At 40.7% G+C, this 13,660-nt stretch carries 8 protein-coding genes; 3 read left to right on the top strand and 5 right to left on the bottom strand.

Annotation, left to right across the window (positions count from 1 at the left end):
• The first annotated feature begins 70 nt into the window (after window positions 1-70).
• Entirely contained in the window at window positions 71-2,188 is a 2,118-nt protein-coding gene (locus LZG75_RS03335; RefSeq protein WP_233935139.1) for a DUF6311 domain-containing protein, read from the top strand.
• A gap of 1 nt (window position 2,189) precedes the next feature.
• On the opposite strand, the gene LZG75_RS03330 is transcribed toward LZG75_RS03335, so the two are convergent.
• Complete coding sequence (locus tag LZG75_RS03330; protein ID WP_233935137.1) at window positions 2,190-2,735, bottom strand: hypothetical protein; 546 nt, start codon at window positions 2,733-2,735, stop codon at window positions 2,190-2,192.
• Window positions 2,732-3,799 carry a hypothetical protein gene (locus tag LZG75_RS03325; RefSeq protein WP_233935134.1) on the bottom strand — a complete coding sequence of 356 codons (1,068 nt, stop codon included), beginning with the start codon at window positions 3,797-3,799 and terminating at the stop codon, window positions 2,732-2,734. Before LZG75_RS03325 ends, LZG75_RS03330 begins: the two co-directional genes overlap by 4 nt.
• Before the next feature lie 132 nt (window positions 3,800-3,931).
• Here LZG75_RS03325 and LZG75_RS03320 point away from each other — a divergent pair, with 132 nt between their 5' ends.
• Entirely contained in the window at window positions 3,932-6,037 is a 2,106-nt protein-coding gene (locus LZG75_RS03320; protein ID WP_233935131.1) for a DUF6311 domain-containing protein, read from the top strand.
• Here the strand turns inward: LZG75_RS03320 and LZG75_RS03315 are convergent.
• Window positions 6,034-8,130, bottom strand: a complete 2,097-nt coding sequence (locus tag LZG75_RS03315) for a hypothetical protein (RefSeq protein WP_233935130.1) — start codon at window positions 8,128-8,130, stop codon at window positions 6,034-6,036. The genes LZG75_RS03320 and LZG75_RS03315 overlap by 4 nt on opposite strands.
• 41 nt (window positions 8,131-8,171) lie before the next feature.
• Here LZG75_RS03315 and LZG75_RS03310 point away from each other — a divergent pair, with 41 nt between their 5' ends.
• Window positions 8,172-9,659, top strand: a complete 1,488-nt coding sequence (locus tag LZG75_RS03310) for a hypothetical protein (protein ID WP_233935127.1) — start codon at window positions 8,172-8,174, stop codon at window positions 9,657-9,659.
• A gap of 25 nt (window positions 9,660-9,684) precedes the next feature.
• Here LZG75_RS03310 and LZG75_RS03305 read toward each other — a convergent pair whose 3' ends face one another.
• Both LZG75_RS03305 and LZG75_RS03300 read right to left on the bottom strand, forming a co-directional pair.
• Window positions 9,685-11,688 carry an acyltransferase family protein gene (locus LZG75_RS03305; RefSeq protein ID WP_233935125.1) on the bottom strand — a complete coding sequence of 668 codons (2,004 nt, stop codon included), beginning with the start codon at window positions 11,686-11,688 and terminating at the stop codon, window positions 9,685-9,687.
• Window positions 11,689-11,690: 2 nt separating this feature from the next.
• The gene (locus tag LZG75_RS03300) at window positions 11,691-13,622 is read right to left on the bottom strand and encodes an acyltransferase family protein (protein WP_370635394.1); all 1,932 of its coding nucleotides are present in this window, start codon (window positions 13,620-13,622) and stop codon (window positions 11,691-11,693) included.
• Between the last annotated feature and the right edge of the window lie 38 nt (window positions 13,623-13,660).

Raw genomic sequence — 13,660 nt, 5'->3', positions numbered from 1 at the left:
AATGGCTCATTATAGTTTGGAGTTTAGCGAAGATTAATGAAGGGGTTAATTCGTTTATTCTTATAACTATATGCGTAATCTTTTGGCCAAAGCCCATTTTTTGATTCCACTTTTATTTGGAATTTCCGCTTTTCTGCTAATTGTAGGCCCGCAGTTCCTAAACCCACAAAATCTCAGCAATATCCAATCAAGCGATGTGAATCAGCATTACCTTGCCTGGAATTTTTTTCGCTACGATGCCTGGCACTTCCCAATTGGCATGAACCCTAAATATGGCTTAGTCAGTAATTCCTCAATCATCTACTCAGACTCTATCCCTCTTTTAGCCTTTCTCTTTAAACCCCTGTCCTTTTTATTACCTAGTTCATTTCAGTACTTAGGCCTTTGGACTTTGGGCTGTTTTGTTATACAAAGCATGCTTGCCTGGCTTTTAGCTGGCCTGATTACCCCCAACCTGCGCTTAAGGGCATTGGCCATGGCTCTGATGGTGTTAGCACCGCCCATGCTTTTCCGAATTGGAGTTCATGCCGCACTCGTTAGTCAATTTATTGTATTAAGCGCTTTATATCTGAATTTTTCAAAGTCTCGCCAATCTGCCTTTTTTTACTGGCTATGCTTACTGGGTCTGAGTGTCCTTGTTCATTTTTATTTATTTTGTATGGCAGCAATTCTTTGGTTCGCTTACTTATTTGATCAAACCTTCCGCCAAAATAAATTAACCTTGATTCAATTTTTATGGCAACTGGGTGTAACAGTGCCATTTATTGGGTTGATTTTTTGGGTGTCAGGATACTTTGTCAGCCCGCTTGAAGCAATTGCCTCTAGTGGCTTTGGGCTTTACCCGATGAATATGTTGGCGCTTTTTGATGCAGATGGCTGGTCTTATATTCTGCCTAAAATTCCCCGCGGTAATTCCTCAGACGAGGGTTTTATGTATTTAGGATTGGGGTTTATTTTTTTACTCCCCTTTGTTTTTATCAAACTCAAAAAAGAATGGTTTGCGTACAGAAAAGGGCTTACTGATCATGTTTTTTTATTGATTGCATTTGCTCTTTTAATACTACTGGCATTGAGTAATCAAATTTATTTCGGGCAATTACATATAGAGCTTCCCATTTTTGATTTCATCTATCAATTAGGGTCTATTGTGCGCGCCTCTGGGCGCATGTTCTGGCCAATTTTTTATGTACTTTTATTTGGCATTATTTTCATCATAATTAAAGCCTACACGCTACCAAGAGCCTTACTTCTCTTAGGTATGGCTTTTTTATTACAACTGGTTGACACTAGCGCTGGTTGGCTACCTAAACGGGTTGACTTTGCGCAAGTGCGCCCATTTCAAGTGCATCCTAATCTTGATAACCCCTTTTGGGCAAGCGCAGCAAAGTGCTATAGCAAAGTAATTACTGTATTGCCGCAAAATAACTTTGACGATCACTGGAATTGGGTGCCCATAGCAAGATACGCCGCCACTCACCGCCTGCCTACTAACTCCGCTTATCTCACGCGTATTGCTCCAGCAATTAATCGGCCGATTGAAAACGACAAATATGAACAATTCATCAATCAGGGAATATTTGACCAGAGCGCTCTTTATATTCTAGACCCCCAAAAAATACTGCCTGTATTGCAACACCTAAAGCCGGCGTCCGATTTATTGGCTTCAATCAATAGCCTAGTTGTCTATGCGCCCAATTATCAAGCTTGCGCTACTAAAGTAGCAATTCCTTCTGAAATGCAAATCATGGGGCCTGTGATTGATCCAAAAATAGATCAGGTATTTTCTTTTGCACGTGATACGGCATTTGCTAAAACCCCCTACCTATTAGCGGGCTGGAGCCATCCAGAGCCCTGGGGAACATGGTCAAATGCAAAAGTCGCCTTAATAACCTTACCCCTACCAACTGCGGGAAATCCTAAGCAGCTTAATTTAACAATACGTGCCTTTTTGCCCCAAGGATACCCCATTCAAGATGTCGAAATTTGGGTTAATGGATTTAAAGAACAAACCTTAGCACTCTCTCAAGAAACGACTACGGTATCGATAGCTCTCACATCCCAAGTGCTCAAAGATGGCTATCTCATGCTGGGATTTAGATTGAATAATCCTATCTCACCAAAGAAAATTGGCCTAGGCGATGATGATCGTGAGCTTGGTATCGGACTTATTAGTGGGATATTTAAATAAGTTACTCAATTACCAAGGATTGAAAACGTAGTGCTAATTTTCTGATTTCACCATCGCCCAATGTTTTTGCTCCAGGCGTAAGTAAAGTGATGGTATTCATGCCCTCTTTGAGGCTTCCAGCAGGATAGGAGATCAAGAGTTCAGTAGGTCCATTTAGCATGCCCTCATAAATTAATTTCTGGTTAAGGGCCAATGACACTTTCTGCGCTCCAAGAGGATCAACTCGCAAAAGTAAAGTACCTTCTTTATTAAGTTTGTCTTGAGAATCAAGCAAAAATATAATTTGCGATTGCGCGTCCATCGACCATCTAAAAGACTTTCCTGGATCAAAAAAATTTTCAAATCCAATGCGCCGATCATTAAATTCAATTTTTTCACCGAATGGAATGGGTCCCATATTAGCGCGCTCAAAGGGACTTATTTTGCTAGATTGCGTAATGTAATAGGATTTGTATTCGGCTGACACATTAGGGTGCCCAATCAAATAAATCAGAGGGATATAAAACCCTACTAATATAAAAATGGAGGCTAAATAAATTTTATTCATATGACAAATGATTTTCCGGCAATCCACGAAAAATACATATACGCAAAACCAATTATAAAAATCGGCATAATTAAAATCCACGCATTTCTTTTATTTAAAATATCGGCAATGCCAAATAAAAATGGGGCCTGCCAAGCAATATATCTAGGCAATGAGAGTAGCCCCGATGAAATAGGGATGATGGTACAAATCAACAAAAATGAAGCCAGCGTATACCGTTTTTGGAGGAACAGGCGAAAAGAAATAAAAAAAGATAAAAAAGCAATCAGAACAAAAAATTTATACATTCGGTCGCCCTTTAAGGCTTCTAATAAATAACTCAAGGGATTATCAACATGGCGGTTCCAACCCAGTTGAATAATATGAGAGAAAGCTAGCGCATCCCCGGTTCTCCAATAAAGAAAATACATAAAAAACCCCAACCCCAAAGGCACAAGTAGTAACCCAAGAACAAGCCTAATACGCTCTTGTTGACTGGTACTAAGGCCATAAGGAATAGCTTTGATTAAGTATGGGACGGTGGCAATAACACCAACTAAACGCACTCCCGAAAGTAGGCCGCCCATTAGTCCAGCAAGTAAAAAATGGTTTCCTTTTAATGCTATAAAAAATTGACAGGTAAAGAAAAGGAACATTGCTTCTGTATACCCCACACTTGCATAAATAGAATAGGGATTAAATGCAATTACTCCGCCTGCAAGTAAAGCAGGAATAGCGGGTTCATAAGCCTTACACAATTGAATAAAGCTATAGATAGCCAATAAAAAAAATATTTTGGCTACTACCACTAGTGAAAGCCAGGCCGGAAGTCCCGTGACGAAAGCAAAACCGCTAGCGCTTAGCGGGAAAAATGGGAAAAAAGCCCAATTAGCGGCATTTCCTCTTGGGTTGCCGTGAGGGAATAAATCATACCCATTGCGGACAATATCTGCAAACCAATGGCAATCCCATTGGCAAACATAAGAATATTCGCTACCCAAACCATAATTACTAGCCACTAGTAAAACCATGAATAACTCGGCTAATTGATTTGCCAAAAAAATCGTGCCGGTAGCTTTAAGCACGGCTTTATTTGAGCTAAACCAAGATTTTAGTTGCACAATTAGCATATTCTTAGCGGGAGAAATGAAAGCCCATTTATATAGTGATTAACTAGTAGTATATATTTAATGCCAATACCAAAAAAAAATCATTCTATGCAAAAAAATGAGTGGCTCTGGCTTTGCATTCCCATTACTCTGGGAGTCAGTGCTTTTCTATTGGTAGTTGGGCCCCATATTCTCAACCCCAATAATATCGACTGGCTAGTAGTTGGCGACCCAGCTATTCATTACCTTAGTTGGGTGTTCTATCGCTTTAGTCCCTGGTCTTTTCCAATTGGTCTAAATCCCAATTTTGGTCTTGAAATCAGCTCTTCGATTGTTTTTACTGACCCTATTCCGATTTTTGCATTTATCTTTAAACTATTTACGAGCGTACTTCCTGATCCGTTTCAATATTTTGGTTTATGGGTTTTACTCTGCTTTGTATTGCAAGGTGTATTTGGGTATTTATTAATATCTACGCTAACTTCAAGTAAATGGCTTTGTATTGCTGGCGCAGGGCTCTTTATTTTCTCGCCGCCAATGTTAGCGCGTGTGCAGATGCAAACTGCTCTGCAAAGCCATTTTGCCATACTTGCGGCGCTCTATTTAATCTTTAGTTCAAAAAATAAATTTGCCAAACTACAGTGGATTACTTTATTAGGCGCCGCTTTACTAATTAATATCTATCTTTTTATGATGGTCTTTGCCCTTTGGTTGGGTAACCTTAGTGATCAAGTTTGGATCACTCATCTTAAGAGCAAATGGGAAGCAATCAAAGAGTTAATGATATGTTTTCTCGTGGTGGTTTTTATCTCCTGGCAAGCTGGCTACTTTGCCTTACCGATTTCCTCTGCGTCCACTGGTGAATATGGTGGAGATGTGCTTAATTTATATTTATTGGCCATCTTTGATCCCCGTGGGTGGTCTTATTTTTTAAAGGGATCTCCCTATAACTACTACCCAGCTAATGGTTTTAGCTACTTGGGTCTGGGGATTATTTGTCTCATCCCCCTAATATGCGCAATGCTTTTGAAAAAAAAGGCGGTAATTAAAAAAATTAGCGCCTTATTTCGTGCTCATCTATTTTTATGTAGTGCATTACTGGCACTATCTTTATTTGCCATTACTAATAGCATTCACATTGGCTCACATATTTATAGTTTTTATTTGCCACAGGAATTTATTCAAGTTGCTTCATCTTTACGCGCATCTGGTCGGATGTTTTGGCCGGTTTTTTATTGCATTATCTTGCTGATTATTTACCTGATCATTCGCTTGTACCCCAAAAAGGTTGCTCTAGGATTATTATCAGCAGCACTAGTAATTCAGGTATGTGATACTAGTGCTGGTTATTTACGCAGAAAACCTGTATTTACAGCGGGAAATATGAATCCGTTGTCACAGTTTTCTAATGCCTTTTGGGGCGAGGCGGGTAGAAAATATAAAAAAATTATTCATATCCCAACCTATAATCGCTCAGATGGCTGGGAACCTTTTGCGCACTATGCTTTAAGTCAGCGATTGCCAACTAATTCCGTATTTGCTGGGCGCAGTAAGAATTTAGACGCCGAAAATAAGCGTTTAGAGTCTAAGCTGATTACTGGTAACTTAGATAAGGATACCCTGTACTTTATATCTAATGATCTTGCCATTCCAGCCCTACTCCATTTAAATACTCATACCGATCTATTGATGAGTCTTGATGGCTTTAATATTTTGGCGCCTGGATGGTTGGCCTGTTCAGATTGTCAAACTATTCCTCAGAAAGACTATATCCAGTCTCTTGTCCCCACCATTGGTTTAAATGAGGCAATTGGTTTTGGGCGAGATGCAAAAGGAACGTCGCCCTATTTTTTACAATCAGGATGGGCATTTCCTGAAAATTGGGGTGTTTGGTCAACAGATTTGAATGCTGGTCTTATTCTACCTATTGTGCCTAAGGCTAACAATCTAATTCTAAACTTACGCGCTTTGGTGTCCCCTAAAAATCCTTCTCAAAAACTTGAAATTTGGATTAATGGCCAACTTGCAAGAAGTCTTGCATTACAGCAGGGCGATAATAATCAAGTAGATTTGCCTATTCCAAAAGAATGGCTTGATCTTGGTTACCTAGCGATCACTTTTGTTTTTAAAAACCCGGCAAGACCCAAGGATATCGGACTTGGAGATGATGAGCGTTTACTCGCTATTGGCTTAGTTAGTGCAACCCAGCGCTAATTAAAAATTGCTGACACAAGACCCACTGATAGTAGGCGGTCATCGTTTCCTAAGCCAATCGATTTTGGGGAAAAGGTTGGAGTTGAGCGAAAAATAATCTCTAATTTTTTCGGAGATGTAATATCAGCCTCTTTAGAATAGCGCAATAAATCAGCAACCTCTAGTTGAACTAGGTTGTCACTGGCTTTTTTAAGTAAAAGCGTTTTTTGTATCTGTCCATTAACAATAATTTCAAGTTTTTGAGAAGGATTTTTAGCAGAGACAAACGCCCGTAAATTAAAGCTTAGGTACTTAGGGTTTGAACTTGGCATAGGGAGTAAGAATTTGGCTTCGGGTTTAATAGCCCATACCCCCCAGGATTCGGGTTGAGCCCAACCATCACTTTGCAAAAAATACTGACCAATTCCTGTATTTGAAAATTCGATTAACTGATTTAATTGCACCGCTTTGGTAAGCGTATTACGTTTGGCTTGAGCAATCGATAAAATAATTTCATTGCCTACTCGAATATCATGATATGCCATATATCGCGGGTCAAAATTAGCATAATCAGTTTGATTGAGGCGGTAGTTGGAAATAATATAATCGGCCTCATTCAAATCTTCACTAAAGGCAATTCGTTGACGATCGGCAGGACTCATGATGCTAAGTGATAGGGGTAAAAAAGTAAAGCTGCCGACCTTGATCACAATTTTGTCACGTGTGTCGTGGGCCAAAATATATTCTAAGGCCTGGCGATTGGATAAGCCCCAGTAATCAAGATCAAAACGGGCCTTCAAATTATTTCCTGCCAATAAATTGAAGTAGACGTTCTGTAGCGGATGAGCCCTAATCATCCAGCTGGCAATATATAGTAGCGATAAGCATAAAGTTAAGATAAAACATTTTTTTAACACAGCATGGTGGTATAACATTTCCCAAATTGCTACCAAACCTCGCATTGTGAGCATTAAAAATGCTGGATAAATAAAGTACAGATGACGCCATGAATCATAAATAACTGAATGCAGAATAATGACCCCTAAAATTGGGGCAAAAAATAGTCCTAAAAAAATCAAATCTTGCAGTTGATTGGCATCTTTCCATAAACGTAATTTGCTTTTATAAACATTATGCAAAATCACAAGTGTGCCAAATAGAAATAAAACAAGGTAAGGAATAGGGGTCGTAATGCCAATCCAGACTGGTAAATAGTGCCAGGGTAAATGAATAGAAGAAATTACCTGCCCTAAATAAAAATTATCCTGTACAAATAAATAATGACGCATAAATGACAAGGCATCTAAAAATCGCCCCATTGGATCAGCCCATAGTAAAGGCCAGGCAACTGTCATTAAACAAGCTAATCCTGCCAAATAAATTAGTGTGGTAGCAACGACTTTGGGCCAAGCTACTTCTCTTCGCAGAATTCTTACCAGCAAAATAGCAATTGTCATCATCGGAATCACAATTGCCATGAGGCGAATATTCATTGCTAATGCTGTTGCTAGGCTATGGAGTAATGCTGTTGATATTTGTGGACGCAATACAAATACAATAAGCGTGTTCATAGCAAAAGCAAAAAAAGCAAGCAGTACTAAATCCTTACTGTTATAAAAAGATTCAGCAAAAAAACGGGGGCTTAATATAAAAAAGGTAACTGCTAGTAAGCCTATGCGCCAATCGTTATAACGTCGATTAGCTAGGCTAAAAATAGCAAAGGCGCCTAGCAGAACAATAAGAAAGGTGAATAAATGTCGAAAATAATAGGCTTGCTGCTCATCTTCGAGCTGTAACCATTGGATCGCTGCCTCAATGGGTAAGTTAAAGCCCGTTGGATAGTAGCGATCTTTATAACTATCTAGCTCGATAGAGGCAGGGTAGTTCTGCTTAGCCAGCATTCTCTCAAGACCTGGGGATGTGACTCCAAAATATTGGTTTATATAGCGAAGGGATACCGCCCCATCTATTCGCTCTACGCGTTCATCCCAAGAAATACCATAATCCTTATAAATATTCATTCCTAAAATAAGTAAGGCGAAAAAGAAAGCGCCAATACCAATAAAATTGATTTTTTTTGATCTAAAGCTTTGAGTATTAAATGAAAAGGGCATAATTCATGATATTACTGTAAATAAACGCAGATTCAAGAATGATGAAATTTATCCAATCCCGCTTTGATCTTTTTAATCTCATCATCTTCGGGGTATTTGCTACTTTAATTATTCGCTATCAAATCCAACTACTCACCTATTTAGAGTGGGGAGACGAAACAGCTAATATTGTCACTAGCAAACTTATTTATGCTGGTAAAACCTTATTTTCCCAAATCCATGAATTACATGGGCCTCTTTCTTATTTACCAGGGTTAATTGTTGAGCAATTTGGCGATTTTGGGGTTCGCGGTCATCGTATACCAATAGCAATTTTGCAGTGGTTAGCACTTATTTCGCTTTATTTTTCCCCTTTATTAAAAAGGCAAAATTTCTATTTAAAGCTAAGCTATTGCGTTGCAGCTGCCACCGTAATGGTTATTTATTTTGCCGACTTATTTGGCAGCACCTATTTATTTCAAGTGATGGCTGGTTTATTTTTTGTCATTATCCTTGCGCAATACACGCTTCCAGCTATTGCTGATCCTCTTTCTCTGAATAAGTTTCAAGTATTTATTGGCAATGTCCTAATCCTCTCACTGCCATTTCTTGCAATTACTTATATTCCAATCTCCATCGCCCTTTTTATTGCTTCATGGCGTAAGCAATTCAAACAGTTAATTTTAGTCTCCGCCCTTTTTGGTCTTGTTGGCAATCTTCTTTTCCTAACCTTAATCGCGTCCATACCAGGTTACTTTGCCATGCATTTTTGGATTAATGCCTTTATATCCAGAAAATATGTAGAAGGGGTAGATCTTGGTCTTCGTTATTTGCTTAGCTCTAGCTTAAGTAGTATTACAAGTGATTTAGCTCGGTTTAGTATTTTCTTATTACTTACCAGTGGCTTAGCTACGCTAGCCCATCGAGAAAAAAATATTCCTTGGCGATCTTTCGTGTTGGGTCTTGGTATCGCTAGCTTATTAATTCGCTCGATGGGATTTCAAGGGCTTCCCCTTCTTTACCTCTTTCTTAGCATCCCACTCGTGTTTTTTCATGCTTTACCTAAACTCAACCGATCAAGCAGTTTATTTTTATCGCCAATCTTGATTGTTTGTTTTATTAAATTGGCTTTATTAAATCCCGCAAATATTTCAGATCGGCAAATTGCTACAGAATCTGAGTTTTCTAAACTAGTAAAGTTAGTTACAAACAAAAATGATCGCATCATTGCCTGGCCGTTTGAAAATAGAGAATACATTCTGGCAGATCGTTTGCCAGCCTCAGGCAATTTCTTTTACTTGCCTTGGCAGCGAGATTATTATGCCAATCCAAAATTTGGTATCAATATCGACTCCTGTGAGGAGTTCAAAACTACCAGCCCAAAAATTATGCTCATCAATCCTTACCCATTTGGGGGAGTAGATTGGCAGGACTATATACCTGCTTGCGTACTAGAATTAATTAAGACTAACTATACGCAAATTCCTAATACTGCTTATTATCTTAGAAAAGATATTTATCAGAGTTATAAACCCTTGATCAATCAATAGAAAATCTAACTTATATCTAGACAAATTAATTTTTATTTGGTGGCGAAGATATTATTTTATTAACCAATAATTCTTTAGCTAGATAGTCAGAAGCAATCGGTGTTAGATGAAATTTATCTAGACTCGTGATACCCCTTTCTACATCATCTCCAATATATACAAGGCATCCTGCTTTGTTACAAAATACATCAGTAATGTTAATAAATTCTGCATTTGGATAATTCCACGCTGCAGCAATTTGTTGATTTTTCTTAATAAATACTTCGTCAAATCCCACTAAACTTCTTGGCGTAATGGGGCGGCGCATTTTACGAAAAACGAATGAAGGTAAATCGATTTCCCATTGCGGCGCATTCCCTACAAAAATAATTTTCTTAATACCTAACTGCTGTAATTGGTCATAAAATACTTGAAATGCCTCTTGATTCCATTGAAGTCGACGAGAAATAACGACAACATCAGGTTTATTTTTTGCAATTGTCTGCATCGCAAAGTAATTGCTGTGGTCACAATAATCTTGTAAGTTATCCACTTTTTGAAACGGGGATGGCCAACAACCACTACTTATAACCTCATTAAATTGCCAATCACTCGGTAAATTTTTCATTAATCCGTAAGCGAGCATTTGCGCTGTAGAGTCGCCCCATAACAGCATATGATGTTTGTATGCTGGATTACTCACGTAACACTGCTCTGCGATTTGCATACCAAAAACAAAATCGCATTTTTTCTTAATCTCACCTAATGAGCCATAAACTGCGATGGGCTCATTATGTCTTTGTTGGTCGTAGAGGGAAAAATTCCACTTCGAAAACCTAAACGCTAACCCATCCCGTGCATGGGTGTTATAGCCAACTCCCCCTATGGCGAGCATCACAATGATGAGAGCAATCGTTTTACGCTGTTGCCACTTGGGGCTTTTACCAAACCGAATGGGCTTTTCTATGAAGCGATAAGTCAGGTATGACAGAGCAACGGCAATGAGCAGACCAAGCGCTCGTTGCCACCATAAAGGGGTTTCTCCCGCTAGGATGCGTAAAAACGAGAGGATCGCCCAGTGCCATAGATACAGGGGATAGCTAATTAGGCCAATGGCGACGATCAGCCGATTAGAGAGGATGATGCGGTTGAGATGAGCATGGGGTCCTGCCGCCAATAGAAGTAGCGCTCCCACCGTTGGTAGTAGCGCCCACCACCCTGGAAAAGCGCTCGTTTTATTAATGAGGGCCGCCCCCAATACGATCAGCGTTAAACCCAGGTAGGAAAAAAGGTTGGCTGCGTCTGTATTTGGGGACTGGGGATCTGCCCAGACCACGCGGCACAGCATGCGCTTACCCGCCTCCCAAGAGGATTGCCATCTAGGACTGGGATAAAGCAGTAGGTACGCTAAGACTGCGCCTATGGCCAACTCCCAAAAGCGTGTCTGCGGCGAATAGAAGGTGGCAACTAAATCCTGTTTAACGCTAATGCCGTGAATATTGAGTGCAAAAGAGATCAGGCCCGTGAGGATGGTCAGCGTCAGCAGATTAAGCCGTAGGCGATAAGCTAGCCACAAGAGAATGGGCCAGATAATGTAGAACTGCTCTTCAATCCCTAAAGACCACAGATGTAAAAGCGGCTTAGTCTCAGCCACATTATCAAAGTAACCGCTCTCCCCCCATAAGAGCCAGTTCTGGATAAAGCCAGCACCCCCGGCCATATGTTTACCCAGCTGACCGTACTCATCGGGCAATAAGACAAACCAACCTACTAAATAGCAGCTTACTAAGACCAAAATGAGAGCGGGAAAGATCCGGCGAATACGTCGGCTATAAAAATCAAGGAAAGAAAAGGACTGGGCGGCTAAGTTCTCAAAGAGGATGGTAGAAATGAGAAAGCCTGAGATCACAAAAAAGACATCTACCCCAATAAAGCCACCGGGAATGAGTTCAGGAAAGGCATGAAAACCAATTACCGCAAGCACTGCTAGTGCGCGCAGGCCATCGATATCGGGGCGGTATTTAGGGTGCAGGGGTGGGAGTGAAGTCACAATTAATATGGAGGAAACTGGGAAACGACATAGTCAGATGCATTTTTAGTAAAGTGTGACTCGTCAAAATTAATCAATTTTTCCACACTAAAATTATTGCCCATGTAAGTTAAGCACCCCTCTTGGTTGCATAATATGTCAGAAATGGAGATGTAATTTATACCTTCAGTCTTTGCAAAAGCTTTCATTTTAGAATCAATGCTATAGAAATCTAAATTTTGATTTAAGCCAGTCTTCATCCTTGAAGGAATGCCATGAAAAGGATTGCTACGATAATGAAGATATAACTGCTTTATAAGGCTATCTTTCCAGTGGGGTGCTGGGCCTATTAAATCAATTACAGGAATACCTAAAGCCTGAAGTTGGGTGATCGTATCTTTTACGCGTAACCAATCATAAATAGGCCAATTAGCTGACAAAATGACGATATCTGGCTTTTCATTTCTAATAAGCTCTAAATTAGCATCGTTAATCGTTTTACAAAAATTTATATAACGAACTTCAAGTCCAATAATGGGCGGACAATTTGATGCGGTACGTTGAATGATATTAAAGTCCCCACCAAATTGCGTATGAAGTCCGCTATAAAGATGGGCTGCGTGGGAATCACCCCATAAAAATATCGTCTTTTTCTTCTTATCCCGTGTTACGCCGCAGTCACTAAAATCCCCTTGAGATTGATATGGCAGTAAATCACATGTACCTTCTCGTACAGCCTCTTTATAACCATCATAGCGATAACGCAAAAGAGATTGAATCGCTTTTGAAAACCTAAACGCTAACCCATCCCGTGCATGGGTGTTATAGCCAACTCCCCCTATGGCGAGCATCACAATGATGAGAGCAATCGTTTTACGCTGTTGCCACTTGGGGCTTTTACCAAACCGAATGGGCTTTTCTATGAAGCGATAAGTCAGGTATGACAGAGCAACGGCAATGAGCAGACCAAGCGCTCGTTGCCACCATAAAGGGGTTTCTCCCGCTAGGATGCGTAAAAACGAGAGGATCGCCCAGTGCCATAGATACAGGGGATAGCTAATTAGGCCAATGGCGACGATCAGCCGATTAGAGAGGATGATGCGGTTGAGATGAGCATGGGGTCCTGCCGCCAATAGAAGTAGCGCTCCCACCGTTGGTAGTAGCGCCCACCACCCTGGAAAAGCGCTCGTTTTATTAATGAGGGCCGCCCCCAATACGATCAGCGTTAAACCCAGGTAGGAAAAAAGGTTGGCTGCGTCTGTATTTGGGGACTGGGGATCTGCCCAGACCACGCGGCACAGCATGCGCTTACCCGCCTCCCAAGAGGATTGCCATCTAGGACTGGGATAAAGCAGTAGGTACGCTAAGACTGCGCCTATGGCCAACTCCCAAAAGCGTGTCTGCGGCGAATAGAAGGTGGCAACTAAATCCTGTTTAACGCTAATGCCGTGAATATTGAGTGCAAAAGAGATCAGGCCCGTGAGGATGGTCAGCGTCAGCAGATTAAGCCGTAGGCGATAAGCTAGCCACAAGAGAATGGGCCAGATAATGTAGAACTGCTCTTCAATCCCTAAAGACCACAGATGTAAAAGCGGCTTAGTCTCAGCCACATTATCAAAGTAACCGCTCTCCCCCCATAAGAGCCAGTTCTGGATAAAGCCAGCACCCCCGGCCATATGTTTACCCAGCTGACCGTACTCATCGGGCAATAAGACAAACCAACCTACTAAATAGCAGCTTACTAAGACCAAAATGAGAGCGGGAAAGATCCGGCGAATACGTCGGCTATAAAAATCAAGGAAAGAAAAGGACTGGGCGGCTAAGTTCTCAAAGAGGATGGTAGAAATGAGAAAGCCTGAGATCACAAAAAAGACATCTACCCCAATAAAGCCACCGGGAATGAGTTCAGGAAAGGCATGAAAACCAATTACCGCAAGCACTGCTAGTGCGCGCAGGCCATCGATATCGGGGCGGTATTTAGGGTGCAGGGGAT

This window comes from Polynucleobacter sp. IMCC30063 (genome assembly GCF_021395235.1).
Taxonomy (GTDB): Bacteria; Pseudomonadota; Gammaproteobacteria; order Burkholderiales; family Burkholderiaceae; genus Polynucleobacter.
Note: the sequence above shows the minus strand (reverse complement) of the source record. Positions and strands in the feature narration are given on the sequence as shown.

Bases quoted from the DNA above. Each gene is read 5' to 3' on its own strand.
- LZG75_RS03335 (WP_233935139.1), top strand. From the start codon at position 71: ATGCGTAATCTTTTGGCCAAAGCCCATTTTTTGATTCCACTTTTATTT.
- LZG75_RS03330 (WP_233935137.1), bottom strand. From the start codon at position 2,735: ATGAATAAAATTTATTTAGCCTCCATTTTTATATTAGTAGGGTTTTAT.
- LZG75_RS03320 (WP_233935131.1), top strand. From the start codon at position 3,932: ATGCAAAAAAATGAGTGGCTCTGGCTTTGCATTCCCATTACTCTGGGA.
- LZG75_RS03315 (WP_233935130.1), bottom strand. From the start codon at position 8,130: ATGCCCTTTTCATTTAATACTCAAAGCTTTAGATCAAAAAAAATCAAT.
- LZG75_RS03310 (WP_233935127.1), top strand. From the start codon at position 8,172: ATGAAATTTATCCAATCCCGCTTTGATCTTTTTAATCTCATCATCTTC.